General features: G+C 65.7%; 13 protein-coding genes. 3 read left to right on the top strand and 10 right to left on the bottom strand.

Translation table 11 applies throughout. The features are described 5' to 3' along the window. Positions 1-156: 156 nt before the first annotated feature. From HB675_RS20165 to HB675_RS20130, 8 genes are all read right to left on the bottom strand, one after another. Positions 157-1,782 carry an ABC transporter ATP-binding protein gene (locus HB675_RS20165; protein WP_213880782.1) on the bottom strand — a complete coding sequence of 542 codons (1,626 nt, stop codon included), beginning with the start codon at positions 1,780-1,782 and terminating at the stop codon, positions 157-159. Beyond that, entirely contained in the window at positions 1,779-2,684 is a 906-nt protein-coding gene (locus HB675_RS20160) for an ABC transporter permease (RefSeq protein WP_213880780.1), read from the bottom strand. Before HB675_RS20160 ends, HB675_RS20165 begins: the two co-directional genes overlap by 4 nt. Then, positions 2,684-3,634 carry an ABC transporter permease gene (locus tag HB675_RS20155; protein ID WP_213880779.1) on the bottom strand — a complete coding sequence of 317 codons (951 nt, stop codon included), beginning with the start codon at positions 3,632-3,634 and terminating at the stop codon, positions 2,684-2,686. The genes HB675_RS20160 and HB675_RS20155 overlap by 1 nt, the downstream gene beginning before the upstream one ends. Then, positions 3,631-5,262: an ABC transporter substrate-binding protein gene (locus tag HB675_RS20150; protein ID WP_213880777.1), complete on the bottom strand. Its 1,632-nt coding sequence runs from the start codon at positions 5,260-5,262 to the stop codon at positions 3,631-3,633. Before HB675_RS20150 ends, HB675_RS20155 begins: the two co-directional genes overlap by 4 nt. Positions 5,263-5,310: 48 nt before the next feature. Next, entirely contained in the window at positions 5,311-6,456 is a 1,146-nt protein-coding gene (locus HB675_RS20145) for an acyl-CoA dehydrogenase family protein (protein WP_213880775.1), read from the bottom strand. A gap of 174 nt (positions 6,457-6,630) precedes the next feature. Beyond that, a complete protein-coding gene (locus tag HB675_RS20140; protein WP_213880773.1) occupies positions 6,631-7,521 on the bottom strand; it encodes a LysR family transcriptional regulator in 891 nt (296 codons plus the stop codon). A gap of 105 nt (positions 7,522-7,626) precedes the next feature. Beyond that, complete coding sequence (locus tag HB675_RS20135) at positions 7,627-8,502, bottom strand: NAD(P)-dependent oxidoreductase (RefSeq protein WP_213880771.1); 876 nt, start codon at positions 8,500-8,502, stop codon at positions 7,627-7,629. Positions 8,503-8,585: 83 nt separating this feature from the next. Then, a complete protein-coding gene (locus HB675_RS20130) occupies positions 8,586-9,038 on the bottom strand; it encodes a MaoC family dehydratase (protein ID WP_213880769.1) in 453 nt (150 codons plus the stop codon). 107 nt (positions 9,039-9,145) lie between these two features. On the opposite strand from HB675_RS20130, the gene HB675_RS20125 reads away from it, so the two are divergent. Beyond that, a complete protein-coding gene (locus HB675_RS20125) occupies positions 9,146-10,030 on the top strand; it encodes an alpha/beta hydrolase (protein WP_213880767.1) in 885 nt (294 codons plus the stop codon). Positions 10,031-10,156: 126 nt separating this feature from the next. On the opposite strand, the gene HB675_RS20120 is transcribed toward HB675_RS20125, so the two are convergent. Then, the gene (locus HB675_RS20120; RefSeq protein ID WP_213880765.1) at positions 10,157-11,362 is read right to left on the bottom strand and encodes an aspartate aminotransferase family protein; all 1,206 of its coding nucleotides are present in this window, start codon (positions 11,360-11,362) and stop codon (positions 10,157-10,159) included. Positions 11,363-11,459: 97 nt separating this feature from the next. Between HB675_RS20120 and HB675_RS20115 the strand changes: the two genes are divergently transcribed. Continuing rightward, positions 11,460-12,419 carry a LysR family transcriptional regulator gene (locus HB675_RS20115; RefSeq protein ID WP_213880763.1) on the top strand — a complete coding sequence of 320 codons (960 nt, stop codon included), beginning with the start codon at positions 11,460-11,462 and terminating at the stop codon, positions 12,417-12,419. Here the strand turns inward: HB675_RS20115 and codA are convergent. Continuing rightward, a complete protein-coding gene (gene codA / locus HB675_RS20110; RefSeq protein WP_213880761.1) occupies positions 12,326-13,609 on the bottom strand; it encodes a cytosine deaminase in 1,284 nt (427 codons plus the stop codon). The two genes, HB675_RS20115 and codA, sit on opposite strands and share 94 nt — an antisense overlap. Positions 13,610-13,717: 108 nt before the next feature. Between codA and HB675_RS20105 the strand changes: the two genes are divergently transcribed. Further along, positions 13,718-14,539: a helix-turn-helix transcriptional regulator gene (locus HB675_RS20105; protein WP_213880759.1), complete on the top strand. Its 822-nt coding sequence runs from the start codon at positions 13,718-13,720 to the stop codon at positions 14,537-14,539. Positions 14,540-14,553: the final 14 nt, after the last annotated feature.

Below are 14,553 nucleotides of genomic sequence, written 5' to 3'. Positions count from 1 at the left end.
AGGGCAGAATGGGTGAGGCGAGGAGGGAAGCGCAGCGCCGTCTGAGCGGCGCTTGGTTTTATCAAAACATGGGATAGTGGACAAACACAACTAGTTTTTTAGGTGTGGGGATTTTGGGTATTCTGGAAGTCCCGCTCATGGAGCTGCCGCCCACTCTCAAGCCCGCCGCCGCCCGCCGGGCACCGCCGCCAACAACGCCTGGGTATAGGCCGCCTGTGGGTTCAAAAAAACTTCATCCGTCGACCCTTGCTCCACCACCTGCCCATTGCGCAATACCAGCACCCGATGCGCCACGCTCGCCACCACCGCCAGGTCATGGGACACCAGCAAATACGCCAACCCCAGCTCGCTCTGCAACTCGGCCAGCAGGTCGAGAATCTGCGCTTGCACCGACACATCCAGCGCTGACACCGGTTCGTCGAGCAGCAGCAATTCAGGCTGCAAGGCCAAGGCACGGGCGATGGCCACGCGCTGGCGCTGGCCGCCGGACAGTTCCCGTGGCAGGCGGTCCAGGTAGCCGACTGGCAGGTGCACGCGTTCGATCAGTTGCCGGGCGGCCTGTTCCAGTGCGCGACCCTTGAGGCGGCCGAACGACACCAACGGCTCGACGATGCTCTCGAAAATACTCATGCGCGGGTCCAGCGCCGCAAAGGGGTTCTGCTGCACCAGTTGCATGCGCTGGCGCAGCGGCCTGAATTCGCGCCAGCCCAGAGCGGTGACGTCTTGACCGTCAAACAGCACCCGGCCGGTACTGGGTTTCTCCAGGCCCAAGGCGATGCGCAAGGTGGTGCTCTTGCCCGAACCGGACTCGCCGACAATGGCCACGGTCTGGCCCGGATAGACCTCCAGACTGACCCCCTGCAAGGCCTGGAAACGGTCTGCTTCGCCTGTGCGTCGGGGCAACTCAAACGCCTTGCCGACGTTGTGCAAGGCCAGCAGCGGCGCACGGTTGGCGGCCGGAAGCGGCGCCGGCGGGCTGCGCCTGTTGAAGGCCGGTGCGGCGGCCAGCAAGGCGCGGGTATAGGGTTGCGCAGGGTGGTCGATGACGCTGGACGGCGGCCCCTGTTCGATCAGCTCGCCGCCCTTCATCACCAGCAGGCGGTCGGCGCGGTCGGCCGCCACGGCCAGGTCGTGGGTGATGATGATCAACGAAATCCCGCGCTCGGCCACCAGCCCTTGCAGGTGGTCGAGGATCTTGCGCTGCACGGTCACGTCGAGGGCGCTGGTGGGTTCGTCGGCGATGATCAGGCGTGGATTACCGGCAAGGGCGATGGCGATCAGCACGCGCTGACGCATGCCTCCGGAGAGCTCGTGGGGGTACTGGCGGGCGCGCAACAGCGGTTGGTCGAGGCCGACCTGAGTCAGCAATTCCAGCACGTCGGCGTCAAGGCCTGGAGTGCGCTGCCCCTGGGCCTGAACCAGCGCTTCGCCGATCTGTTGGCCGACGCGCAAGGTCGGGTTGAGGCTGACCATCGGGTCCTGCGGCACCAGCCCGAGCGTGCGGCCACGCAGGCGCTGCCACTGCCGCTCGTTGGCATGGGTCACATCGGCACCGTCCAGGCGCAGGCGCCCGCTTTGCAGGCGAGCGTTGCCGGGCAGCAGGCCGAGCAGGGCGCTGGCCAGAGTGGATTTGCCCGATCCCGATTCGCCGACGATGGCCAAGGTTTCACCGCGGTCCAGGCTGAAGGAGACGCCGCGCACCGCATGGGTAGTCTGGGCACTGGCGAAGTAGCTGATGTGCAGGTCGTCGACCTCGATCAGCGGCGTGGGTGACAGGCTCATCGCGGGCTTTCCTCGAGGGTGCGGGCTATGTGATTGACGCTGAACACCACGGCCACCAGAAACAGCCCCGGCAGCAGCGAGACCCAGGGCGCGGTCATCAGAAAGGTGCGGCCGTTGGCGATCAAGGTGCCCCATTCGGCCGCCGGTGGAGCGGCGCCGAAGCCGAGGAAACTCAAGCCGGCGGTGGCGAGGATGGCGGCGCCGAAATCCAGGGTGGCCAGCACGGCCACCGGTCCCCAGGCGTTGGGCAACACGTGGCGCAGCAGGGTCCGGGTCCAGCTGGCGCCGCCCAGGCGCGCGGCTTCGACGTAAGGCAAGGTCTTGATGCGCAGCACTTCGGCGCGGGTGGTGCGGGCAAAGCCTGGAATGATGCCGACGCCCACCGCGATGGCCACCGGCACGGTACCGAAACCGATGGCGGTGACGATGGCCAGCGCCAGCAACAGGCCAGGCAGGGCCAACATGACGTCGATCAGGCGCATCAGTACGGTGTCCAGCCGGCCACCCGCGAACCCGGCGACGATGCCCAGGCCCAGGCCGCCGATCAAGGCAATGCCCACCGCCAGGAAGGCGGCCGCCACCGACAGCCGCGAGCCGTACACCACCCGGCTGTAGAGGTCGCGACCCAGTTCATCGGTGCCGAACCAGTGCGTGAAGTTGGGCGATGTCAGCTTGGCCAGCGGCGCCGTGGCGTACGGGTCGGTGTGGCTGAGCAGCGAGGGGGCCAGCGCGCTGATCAGGGCAAACAGCACCACGGCCAGAGCCAGTACAAAACCGGGGCGGCGCAGCAACGGCGCCGCTGCCTGCCAGCTACGCTGCCAGCGGCTGCGTGGTCGCCACTCGGGCGCGGCGGCTACAGGGGAGCTGAAACCATCGATCAGGGTCGAACGGGCAGCAGGCATCAGGCAATCCTCGGCGTGTGGGTGATACGCGGGTCAAGAGCGGGGTACAGCAGGTCGACCACCAGGTTGACCACGACGAAGGCGGCGGCCGAGACGCTGACGATGGCCAGCACCACCGGAATGTCCTGGCGCAACACGGCTTCCTGGGCCAGCCGGCCGATGCCGGTGCGGGCAAAGATGGTCTCCACCAGCACCGCGCCCGAGGCCGTGTTTCCCACCTGCAGGCCGATCAAGGTCAGCAGCGGCAGCGCGGCGTTCTTGAAGCCATGCCGCAGTTGCACCTTGGCCCGGCTCAAGCCTTTGGCGTAGGCGGTGACGATGTAGGACTCCTGCCATACCCCCTGAAAACCGCGCAGCAAAACCTGGGCATAGACCGCTGCGCTCGGAATCGCCAGGGTTATCGCCGGCAGGATGAGACTGGAAAAACCCTGGTTGCCGGTGGAGGGCAACCAATTGAGGCTGAACGCGAAGACCTGGATCAGCAACAGGCCCATCCAGAACACCGGCACCGAAAATCCCAGGGACGGCACCCGCGCCAGCAGCTGTTGCAGGGGGCGCCAGCGTACGTAGGCGGCCAGGTAGCCCAAGCCAATGCCGCCCGCCAGCGACAGTAGAATCGCCAGCCCTGCCAGTTGCAGGGTCTGCGGCAGGCGCTCGGCCAACAGGCTGCCGACGCTGCGGTTGAGCGAGATCGACTGGCCGAAGTCGCCGTGCACTGCGCCCCACAACAGGCTCAGGTAGCGGTGCAGGGCGCTCTGATCGAGGCCGTAATAGGCCCGAGCCTTGGCCAGATCGCCGGCGGACAGCGAATCGATCTCCACCCCCGAGGCGCTGAGCATCATCGACAGAGGGTCACCCGGCAGGCAGTAGAGAATGAGGTAAGCCACGGTGTAGGCGCCCCATAGCACCAGCACCGCCTGGCCGATACGGCCGAGCACATAGCGGGTCATGATTTCTTGATCTCGATATCGTTGAACAAGGCGAAGCCCTCGGCGGTCCAGCGGAAGTTCTGCACCCGTGGCCCAGTCGCGGCCTGCCACAGGCGTTCGTAGATCGGGAACGTCGAGTTCTGCTGGAGCAACAAGTCCTGCAGCGCGCCGTAGGCCTGAGCGCGCTGGTCGCTGGCGGTGGCGGTCATGCCGGCGTCGAACAGCGCTTCAGCCTTGGGCAGGGCCTGCGGGCTGTAAAGGTGGGTGGCCACGGTGGCGCTGTTGGCGCTGCGCGGGTCGAGAATGGTCTGCAGGATGATCGGGTCGGCGCGGGTCATGTACGCCAGGGTCAAGTCGTAACGGCCTGCCGCATTGGCGGCCGCCCAGTCGGCGGTGGTCAGCACGTTGAGTTTCATGTCGATGCCCACCTGGCGCAGTTGATCCTGCAGCAGCACATCCCCGGCGGACTCGACTACCGGGATGTTGTAAGTCAGCGTGAGCGCCTTGCCGTTCTTGTAGCGATGGCCGTCGGCGGCCAGGGTCCAGCCGTCGTGGTCGAGCAGTTGTCGCGCACCGGCCGGGTCGTAGGCCAGCAGCGCGCTCTGGTTCCGGTAATACGGCGTGGTGGTGTCGTAGACCCCGCTGACCACGGGAAACTGGGCGTTGTAGAGGGTCGCCGCGTAGGTCTTGCGGTCTATGGCCTTTTGCAAGGCCTGGCGCACCACGGCATCGCCCAGAATCCGTTCGTCACGGGTGTTGGGGTAGAGGTTGAAGGCCGGCCCCGGCAGAGAACGGCTCTGGATGGTCGCGCCCTTGGACACGAACAGCTTGCTGTCGATGTCGGAGAACGGCGCCCGCGGCCAGAGAATGTCCACCTGGCCCTGGACGAATTGACCATTGCGCACACTGTCTTCAGGCACGTAGGTCACGTCCACTTCGTCCAGATGGGCTTCGCCCTTGTTCTGAACGCTGGCCGACGGCCAGGCATAGCCCTTGCGCTTGAGCAGGCGCAGGTCCGACTCCGGGGTGTAGTGTTCCAGCACGAACGGTCCGGTACCGATGATCGCGCCCAGCGATCGCTCCTTGGCAGTCTTGGCGTAGCTTTCAGGAGCGAGGATGGCGAGGTTGGTGGTGGAAGTGGCTTGCAAGAAGCCGGCGTTGGGCCGCGATAGCACCAATTTGATCGTGAAGTCGTCCACGATCTCGGCATGGTCGTAGCCGGCCAGGTAGGTGGCACCGAACGTCGAGGGCAGTTGCTGGGCGAACGCCTTGTCGCTGTCGAAGGCGGTCTTCACCGCGTGGGCATCGAAGCGGGTGCCATTGCTGAAGGTGACGTCCTTGCGCAGGTGGAAGGTGTATTGCAGTGCGTCGGGGCTGATGTCCCAGCTGGCGGCCAGCCAAGGGATGATCGAGCCATCGTCGGGTTTTTGATCGGTCAGGGATTCGGCGACGTTGCGCAGCACCACGCGGTGTTCGAGCCAGTAAACCTGGAACGGGTCCAGGCTGACCAGGGTGGTGTTGTCGCGGAAAAACGCGACCTTGAGGATGTGGCTGTTGGCGTGCTGCTCAGCGGCGGGCGAGCAGCCCAGCAGGGCTGCGGTGGCCCCCAAGGTGAACAGCCAGCGGGTCGGAATTCGTGTCAGGCCCATGGGGCGCGTCCTTGTGTCAGGGGTTACGCGAAAAGTACGAAAAAATGCTCAGAGCAGCGCCAGGCGGCCGGCCGCCGCCAGTACGGCGTCGTCCTGCGGGGTGTGGATGCGGCTGCACAGCACGTCGCGGTAATGCCGCTCCAGCGGATTGTTGCGCGACAGGCCCGGGTTGCCGGCGGCCTGTACGGCCAGTTCCACCGCCGCGATGGCGTTGCTGCTGACCAGGTGCTTGAGTTGCCCGGCGTGTTGCGCCGAGCTCGGCCCGGCCACGGCGGCATCCAGCAAGGCGCGGTTGTTGAACAGCAGGGTGTCGATGCGCCCGACCACTTCTTGAAAGCGCGGCAAGCTGGCCAGAGGCGCGCCGAGGTTGGAGGGCGTGCGGCTCTTGAGGAACTGCACCAGCCAATCCCGTGCCGTCTGGGCCACGCCGTCGTACAGCGCCGGCAACAGCACCGCCATCCACACCAGCGCTTCGCCGTCCAGTTCGGCCCGGGGCGCGCTGAACGGGCTGACGCTGACGGCGTGGTCCAGCGGCACGCGGACGTTGTCGAACTGCACTTCGTGGCTGCACGTGGCGCGCATGCCCAAGTGGTCCCAGTCATCGACGATGCGGATACCGGGGGTGTCCTTGTGCACCAGCCAGCCCCCCACCAGCGGGTCGGCATCGTCGCTGCGGGCCCAGACCACCAGCCAGGTCAGGCCATGGCTGCCGGTGGAGTAGATCTTGCGGCCGTTGAGCACCCAGCCATCCTGCGCGCGCGCGGCGACCGTGGCAGGCAGGCCGCCACGGGCCGGCGTGCCCAGTTCCGGTTCGACCCGCAGGGCATTGATCAGCGCGCCGTTTTCCACCGCGTCGCGGGCCACACGTGTGCGCAGGTGCTCGGGCCAGCGCTCGTTCTGCGCCAGACGAAAATGCTGCAAGTACTGCATCACCAGGATCAGTGCGGTGGCCGGGCAGCCTTTGCCCACGGCGCTGATAACCTGGCGCGCGGTGGCCAGGTCGGCACCGCCTCCGCCATAGCTCGGTGCGGTGGCCAGGCCCAGCAGGCCGTGGCGGTGCAGCAGTTCGAAGTTGGCGTGGGGAAACTGCCCGCTGCGGTCGTAGAGCGGCGCATTGGCAGCCAGGGCCTGGGTGATCTCGTCCAGGTGGCGGGCCAGCGAGTCAGGGCTTGCGAAAGGGAGAGGGGCGCTCATGGGGCACTCATCGGTCAGGGAGTCCGTGGCCGCGCTGTGCGGGACAGGCGGCGCGTTCTTTAAGACCGTAAGCTTCTGTATGTGAGCTGTAAAAGGCTTTTTAGATATAAGCTAATTATGTGTTTATAGAATCAATGAGTTATTTCAATATGCAAACAACGCAATGTATTCGTTTTAGCCCTGCAGCTGGCTGGCGGCCGCTGCGCCGAACACTTCCACCGCTTCCTGCAGGTTGCCCAGGTAACGCGGATGAAACAGCCACAGATCGACCTGTGGTTTGAAATCGGTGAGGTTGACCACTTCCAGCAGTTCGCGGTGTTCGCTCAGCGCCAGCAGCGGCTCGGGCACCAGTCCCAGGCCCTGACCGCTGGCCACCAGGCCCAGTTGCAGCTCGGTCCCGAAGGTTTCCAGATTGATCTGCATGGACAGCCCTTGCTCGCTCAGCGCCCGTTGCAGGCCTGCGCGGAAACCGCAGCCGTCGGGGTTGAGGACCCAGCCGCGGGTGTAGCAATCCTTGAGTTTGAGGTGGCGCTTGCCCACCGAGCCCTTGGCGGCCACCACTTGCAGGGCCATGTGCCCCAATGACTGGCTGGCGATGCCTTCGGGGAAGATCTTGCCGCTGGGAAACAGTGCGGCGGCGGCATCGAGGTCGCCGTTTTCCATGCGTGCGATCAGGCTGCTGCCCCAGCCGCTGACCACTTGGGTGCGCAGGTCCGGGTAGCTGTGGCGAATCTGTGCCAGGGCTTCGAGCAACACCACATCGCCCAGGGTCTGGGGCACGCCCAGGCGCAAGGTGCCACTGGGGGCGCTGTCGTTGGCCACCAGCTCACGCAGTGAATCGATCTCGCGCAAGATGGCCTTGCATTGCTCGTAGACCCGCCAGCCCATGGGGGTGGGCTTGAGGGGTTTGGTCTGGCGGTCCAGCAGAATGGCGCCCAGGTCCTGCTCGAAATTCTGCAGGCGACGGGTGATCGCCGGCTGAGTCAATTGCAGGGCTTCGGCGGCAAGGTTGGTCGACTGGCAGCGGACGACGGCGACAAAAGCGTCCATGTCATCGATTTTCATGAGCGGCTCACATACTTTCAGCTGAAGAGATCAGCCGACAGAATAATCCGGTTGGGGAATTTGTGCAGCGTCGGATTGTGCGTGATTGCCCGGCCGGCCGACCGCTTACTTCAAACCGGCGTGTTTGCTGACCGTAAGACCCACCCCCGACCAATCGATGTCAGGCCCTTCGCAGGCAATGGTCTCGATCAGGTGGTCGCGCACCACCCCCAGCACCGGCATCGGCACGCCGACGCGCTGGGCGGCGCTGCCCACCAGGGTCATGTCCTTGAGCCCCAGGGGCGCGGCAAAGCCGGCAGGGCGATAGCGCTCCTGAACGAGGATTTCACCGTAGGTCTTGTACACCGGAGCGTTGAACAGAGTGTTGGTCAGCACCTCGAACAGGGTGCTTTTTTCGACCCCGGATTTTTCGCACAGGGCCATGGCTTCGGCCATGGCTTCGACGGCGGCCATGATCATGAAGTTGCCGCTGAGCTTGACCACGTTGGCCATGCTCGGTGTCTCGCCGATGGTGAAGACGCGCTGGCTGATGGCATCGAACAAAGGCGCACACAGGCTCAGCGCAGCGGGTTTGCCGGCGGCGGCGATGAACAGTTTTGCCGCCTGAGCAGCGGCGGGGCGGCCAAACACCGGCGCACTGACGTAGTCGCGACCGGCCTGGCGGTGCGTCTCGGCGAGGTGATCGGCCAGTTCGATACTGATGGTGCTCAGGGACACATGCACGGCCTTGGCACTGCTGGACAAAGTGCCGTGTTCACCGAATACCACGGCCTGAACCGCCGCGTCATCGGCCAGCATGCTCAGCACCACATCGGCCTCGGCCGCGTCGGCGGGGCTGGCCGCGCGGGTGGCGCCAGCGGCCAGGAGGGCATCATCCTTGCCGGGCGAACGGTTCCAGACGCTGACCTGATGGCCGGCCTTGATCAGGTGAAGGGCAATCGCGCTGCCCATGTTACCGAGCCCGATGAATCCTGCTTTCATGGGGGAGACTCCTCTTGCCAATCAAATGCATCAGCATAGAGAGAAACCTCGCGAGGGTGGATGAAACCGCTCCAGGGTGGGATTCATGAGGCCTGCGGACGACGAAATGCCAGCAGCTTGGCCACTGATCGTTGCACCACGTCGCCGTTCTGATTGAGGGTAAGGCTCTGGCAGGTCACCAGGCCACGGTCGGGGCGCGAGCGCGAGGGCACGATCTCCAGCACTTCGCTCTCCACCCGCAGTTGGTCTCCGGGCCGGGTCGGCTGCGGCCAGGTGATCTCGCTGCCGGCCCCTATCAGGCCACCGTGGAGGGGTACACTTTCGACCAGCAGGCGCATGGTCAGCGCGGCCGTGTGCCAGCCACTGGCAGCCAGGCCGCCGAAAAAGCTTTGTTCGGCCGCCGCTTCGTCAAGGTGGAACGGCTGGGGGTCGAACTGGGTGGCGAAGGCTTTGATCTGGGCGGCGTCCAGCGTGGTAGCCTGGCTGCTGAAGCGGTCGCCGATGTGGAGGTCTTCGAGGTAGAGGCGGGCGGGCATGGGTGGGGCGTCCTGTTACAGGTTGATTGTCACAGGGTAGTGGTTTTTTGCAGGCCGACTGCAGTTACACTTGCCCCCCACCTCAACAATAACCCTGCCGGGACCCCATGACCAACCTGCTCAAACGCTGCTCCGTCTGCCTCGCGGCCCTCGTTTTCATGTTCTGCACGACGGCCCAGGCCGACGAAGCCACCTTCCTCTCCGACCGCCTGAGCGTGGAAGTGGTGGGCAACGGCCCGGACGTCATCCTGATCCCGGGCCTGGCCTCATCACGGGAAGTCTGGCGGCCGTTGGCCAACGGGCTGGCCGCTCATTACCGCGTGCACCTGGTGCAACTGGCCGGGTTTGCCGGCGAGCCGTGGTTCCATGGCGATGAACCGTTCCTGCAGCCGGTGGTAGACGAGTTGGCCCGCTACATCAAACAGAACGGTCTCACGCACCCGGCGATCATCGGCCATTCTTTGGGCGGCCTTGCCGGGTTGATGCTGGCCCAGGCCCATCCCGACGACGTCGGCCGGCTGATGACCGTCGAAACCCTGCCGTTCTACAGCGCGCTGCTCACACCCGGCGCCACGCCGGATCAGGCCAGGCCGATGGCAGACCAGGCAGCGGCCGAGCTGCTTGGCCTGGACGAGAATACCTACCACGACCGGCAGGTGCTGGTGGCCCAAGGCATGACTCGCGACCCGGCCATGCAGCAGCAGATCGTGCAGTGGTCCATGGCCAGCGACCGCCACGCGGTGGCGACTGCGCTGCGCGAAACCATGCTCACCGACGTGCGCGAAGGCTTGCACAGCATGACCACGCCGGTGACGGCGGTGTACACCGACGCCGGACGGCCTGGCGATCAGGTGGACGAACTCTGGTCACAGGGCTATCGCGGCCTGCCCGGGGTCAAGCGGGTGCGCATTGCCAACAGCCTGCACTTCATCATGAGTGACCGGCCCGAGGCGTTTTCCCGGTTGGTGGATGGGTTTTTGAGCAAGCCTTGACGGGTGTGAACCTTGTAAATGTGTAGGGTATTTCAAAGGACTGTCCGCTTTTTCGAGTCGCAAAGCGCTGCTGCGTGGCTGCCCGGGTCCCACCTTCCTCGTGGTACTCAGGGGCGCCATCGAGGCTCAACAGAATGCCACCCGCTTGCCGACCACTCTGGCCGCCAGCAGCAACCGGCTCAACCCTTCGCCTATCGCCACCACATCCTCTGAACTCACCATCAATGGGGGCAACAACCGAATCACCGTTCCCCGCGTGACACTGATCAACAACCGTTGCTCCCGCGCGGCGCGCAGCATCAAGTCACGCTGCGGCTGCGCCAGCTCGATGCCGATCATCAAGCCGCGGCCGCGAATCTCCTTGACGCACGGATGGCCCGCCAGACTCGCCCGCAACAGCCCCAGCAACTGCTCGCCCCGGACGGCGGCGTTGGTCACCAGCCTCTCGTCCTCCATCACCTGCAATACCGTGCAGGCCACCCGGCACACCAGCGGGTTGCCGCCGAAGGTGCTGCCGTGGCTGCCCGGCGTGAACAGATCGGCCACCGCTTTACGCGCCAGGCAGGCACCGATGGGCAGGCCATTGCCGAGGGCCTTGGCCAGGGTCATCACGTCCGGCACGATGCCCTCGTGCTGGTGGGCGAACCAGCGGCCGGTGCGGCCCATGCCGGTCTGGATTTCGTCGAGCATCAGCAGCCAGGCGTGCCGGGTGCACCAGTCCCGCAAGGCCCGCAGGTAACCGGTAGGTGCTACACGCACGCCGCTTTCGCCTTGCACCGGTTCCAGCAGCACCGCGCAGATGCGTTGGCCGAAGCCCTGGGTCACCGTGGTCAGCGCCGCGAGGTCGCCGAAGGGGACCTTGATGAACTCGCCCGGCAGCGGCTGGTAGCCCAGGCGCACGCTGGACGTGTCGCTGGCCGCCATGGTGCCCAGGGTGCGGCCGTGAAAAGCGTTTTCCATGACCACGATCAGCGGCTGCTCGATGCCCCGGTGGCGACCGTACAGACGGGCCAGTTTCAAGGCCGTTTCGTTGGCCTCGGCGCCGGAATTGTTGAAGAAGGCCTTCTCCAACCCGCTCAATGCTGCCAGCCGCTCCCCCAGCCGTTGCTGCCACTCGATGCCGTAGAGGTTGGAGGTGTGCAACAGCAACCCGGCCTGCTCGCGGATCGCCTCGACGATGCGTGGGTGAGCGTGCCCCAGGCCGGTGACCGCCACGCCGGCGGCGGCATCCAGGTATTCCTGGCCGTCCAGGTCCCACAGGCGGCAGCCTTCGCCACGGGCAAAGCTGATGGGCAGGGGCTGGTAGGTAGGCATCAGGCTGGCAGCGGTCATGATCGGGCTCTCCACGGGCGGTTTTTTCCAGTATCGTTAGCCATGCAGTCGGGATAAACACCCTCAGACTGCGATCACCTGTAAGCGAGGCTTGATAATGGACCTGTTCCAGGCCATGACCGTGTTTGTCCGCGTGGTCGAGTCCGGCAGCCTGACCCGCGCCGCTGAACTGAGCGGATTGTCGACCACCATGGTCGGCAACCACCTGCGCGCACTGGAGCAGCGCCTGGGCGTCAGCCTGCTCAAGCGCACCACCCGGCGCCAGAGCCTGACCGAGTTCGGCAGCGCCTATTACCAGCGCTGCGTGGAAGTCCTTGGGTTGGTCAATGACTCCGAGCAACTGGCGCAACAGGTTCAGACCCAGGCCCACGGCACGCTGCGCATCAGCGCGCCGCCGACCTTTGGTGCCGAGTCGTTGATGCCGCTGCTGCCCGCATTCATGGCCCGCTACCCGGCGGTCAAGCTGGATGTGGTCCTGACCGAGCGGCTGGTGGACCTGGTGGAAGAGGGCTTCGATGCCGTGGTGCGCCTCGGCGTGCTGGAGCCTTCCAGCCTGATCGCCAGGCCCTTGGTGGACTACGGTTTGACGATCTGCGCGGCCCCGGACTACCTGGCCCGCCATGGCCACCCCGTGCGGCCGGAGCAGCTCGCCGACCACGAATGCCTGTCCTTTGCTTATCCAGCCGGGGATGAGTGGCGCTGGACCGGCAAGCACTGGCGGATGCTCGGGCCGGCGGGGGACGAGGTGATCGTCGACATCAGCGGGCGACTGCAGGCCAACAGCGCGGCCGGCCTGCGCCGCGCGGTGCTGGGCGGGCTGGGCATCGCCATGTTGCCGGACGCGTTGGTGCAGCCGGACCTGGACCAGGGCCGGCTGGTGGGCCTGCTCGGTGACCATCGGTTACCGCAACGGCCCGTGCACCTGTTGTACGGGCAGGACCGCTACCGCTCACCCAAGCTGCGTCATTTCGTCGAGTTCGTGGTGCAACGGCTGGGCAAGGACAGGTGCTCGCCGGAAAATTCGATGCGCTCCGGTTCCCGTGACATCAGCACCTGACCGCCGCGTACCGAGATCCGTGCCTTGGCTTGCTGGCGTACCGCTTCGTAATCGTTTTCGGCGTTGAGCACCATCAGGTTGGCCGGCCGCCCCACCACAATGCCGTAGCCTTCGCCCAGGTTCATCGTGCGGGCGCTGTTGTCGGTGACCAGGTCCAGGCTGCGCTGCAAGTCGTCGAAGCCCATCATGTGGCAGATGTGCAGCCCGGCATCCAGCACCCGCAGGATGTTGCCGTTGCCCAGTGGGTACCAGGGGTCCTTGATCGAGTCCTGGCCGAAGCAGACGTTGAGCCCGGCCCGGTCCAGCTCGGCCACGCGGGTGACGCCCCGGCGCTTGGGGAAGGTGTCGAAGCGACCTTGCAAGTGAATGCTTTCGGTGGGGCACGAAACGAAGTTCAGGTCGGCCTGCTTGAGCAGCCGGAACAGCTTGGAGCAGTAGGCGTTGTCGTAGGACCCCATCGCCGTGGTGTGGCTGGCGGTGACCCGGGTGCCCATGCCACGCACCCGCGCCTGTTCGGCCAGCACTTCGAGAAAGCGCGAATGGGGGTCGTCGGTTTCGTCGCAGTGCACGTCCACCAGGCAGCCGGTGCGTTCGGCCAGGTCCATGAGGAAGTGGATCGAGCTGACGCCCTGTTCCCGGGTGTTTTCAAAGTGGGGTATTCCGCCCACGACATCGGCGCCCATCGCCACGGCCCGCTCCATCAAGGCGCGACCGCCCTCGTAGGACTCGATGCCTTCCTGGGGGAACGCGACGATTTGCAGGTCGATCAACGAGCGCGCCTCCTCGCGCACCTCCAACATGGCCTTGAGCGCGGCCAGGGTCGGGTCGGTGACATCGACGTGGGTGCGCACGTGCTGGATGCCGTGTTCGGCGAGCATGCGCAGGGTGGTGTGAGCGCGCTGCTTGGTGTCGGCGTGGGTGATGGTGGCTTTGCGTTGGCCCCAGCGCTCGATGCCTTCGAACAGGGTGCCGCTCATGTTCCACTCCGGGTCGCCGGCGGTGAGGGCGGCGTCCAGATGGATATGGGGTTCGACCAGGGGCGCAATCACCAGTTGCCCGCAGGCGTCGAGTTCGCCTGCTTGCGCCTCGACGGTGCCGGCCTGAAGAGTGATCGCGGTGATGCGCTGGGCGGTCCAGCTGAGGCTGTAGAGCCCGGGTTGACGACGCAGACGGGCGTTGACCAGATTCATCGCAGGAGACCTCGGCGGTTGGGCTTGCCCTAGTCGTATCAGTTTGTGACCTGCGCGTCAAAAACCTCGGGGTATGATGGCGCCTTTGCACTGGATGAAGCGCTTGCCATGGCCCTGGCCGCACCGCCCGATCTGACCCACCCCAGCGCGCCGCTGGCACCGCTGTCGCGCACTTACCCGCGCGGCCTGTTCGTCGAGCCGCACCAGCATGACTGGGGGCAACTGCTATACGCCGTAAGCGGGGTGATGTGGGTGCAGATGCCCGATCACGCCGTGGTCGTGCCGCCCCAGCGTGCGGTCTGGCTGCCGCCCGGAGTGCCCCATGGCATCCGTGTGGTCACCGACCTGGAGATGCGCAATATCTACTTGCGCCCGGCCCTGGCCCAAGGCTTGTATCGACAGGCTCAGGTGATTGAGGTCAACAGCCTGTTGCGCGAGCTGATCGTGGGCCTGGTGGAGCAGGGCGCGCATCGTGACGGCGCCTATTATGAGGCCCTCGCCGCGTTGACCCTGCTGGAACTCGAGCGTGCCCAGCCGACGCAGGCCACCGTACCGATGCCGTCCGCCTCGGACCGGCGCCTGACCCGCCTGTGTCAGGCCGTGCTGGCGCAGCCGACCCTGGACATAGGTTTCGAGGTTCACGCCCAGGAAGCCGGGGCCAGCGTGCGCACGCTGTCGCGGTTGTTCGCCGCCAGTCTCGGGATGGGCTTTGCCCACTGGCGACGCCAGGTGCAACTGGCCACGGCGGTGGCCGAGTTGATCCAGGGCATCCCGGTGCAGACCATTGCCCAGTCCCTGGGCTATTCGGCCAGCAGCTTTACCGACATGTTCCGTCGCGAATACGGCTGCGTACCGTCGCGCTATGTGGCGAGGCTGGCCGATAAACCGAAGCGGTTGGCCGGTACTGTCGTGAGTGCGCCGCTAGACTGAAGCCAGTCCCATCA

It is taken from the genome of Pseudomonas sp. dw_358, assembly GCF_018449655.1.
In the GTDB taxonomy this organism is placed as follows: Bacteria; Pseudomonadota; Gammaproteobacteria; order Pseudomonadales; family Pseudomonadaceae; genus Aquipseudomonas.
The sequence above is the reverse complement of the archived record's forward strand: the minus strand, read 5'-3'. Positions and strand labels throughout refer to the sequence as shown.

Bases quoted from the DNA above. Each gene is read 5' to 3' on its own strand.
- HB675_RS20165 (WP_213880782.1), bottom strand. From the start codon at position 1,782: ATGAGCCTGTCACCCACGCCGCTGATCGAGGTCGACGACCTGCACATC.
- HB675_RS20160 (WP_213880780.1), bottom strand. From the start codon at position 2,684: ATGCCTGCTGCCCGTTCGACCCTGATCGATGGTTTCAGCTCCCCTGTA.
- HB675_RS20155 (WP_213880779.1), bottom strand. From the start codon at position 3,634: ATGACCCGCTATGTGCTCGGCCGTATCGGCCAGGCGGTGCTGGTGCTA.
- HB675_RS20150 (WP_213880777.1), bottom strand. From the start codon at position 5,262: ATGGGCCTGACACGAATTCCGACCCGCTGGCTGTTCACCTTGGGGGCC.
- HB675_RS20145 (WP_213880775.1), bottom strand. From the start codon at position 6,456: ATGAGCGCCCCTCTCCCTTTCGCAAGCCCTGACTCGCTGGCCCGCCAC.
- HB675_RS20140 (WP_213880773.1), bottom strand. From the start codon at position 7,521: ATGAAAATCGATGACATGGACGCTTTTGTCGCCGTCGTCCGCTGCCAG.
- HB675_RS20135 (WP_213880771.1), bottom strand. From the start codon at position 8,502: ATGAAAGCAGGATTCATCGGGCTCGGTAACATGGGCAGCGCGATTGCC.
- HB675_RS20130 (WP_213880769.1), bottom strand. From the start codon at position 9,038: ATGCCCGCCCGCCTCTACCTCGAAGACCTCCACATCGGCGACCGCTTC.
- HB675_RS20125 (WP_213880767.1), top strand. From the start codon at position 9,146: ATGACCAACCTGCTCAAACGCTGCTCCGTCTGCCTCGCGGCCCTCGTT.
- HB675_RS20120 (WP_213880765.1), bottom strand. From the start codon at position 11,362: ATGACCGCTGCCAGCCTGATGCCTACCTACCAGCCCCTGCCCATCAGC.
- HB675_RS20115 (WP_213880763.1), top strand. From the start codon at position 11,460: ATGGACCTGTTCCAGGCCATGACCGTGTTTGTCCGCGTGGTCGAGTCC.
- codA (WP_213880761.1), bottom strand. From the start codon at position 13,609: ATGAATCTGGTCAACGCCCGTCTGCGTCGTCAACCCGGGCTCTACAGC.
- HB675_RS20105 (WP_213880759.1), top strand. From the start codon at position 13,718: ATGGCCCTGGCCGCACCGCCCGATCTGACCCACCCCAGCGCGCCGCTG.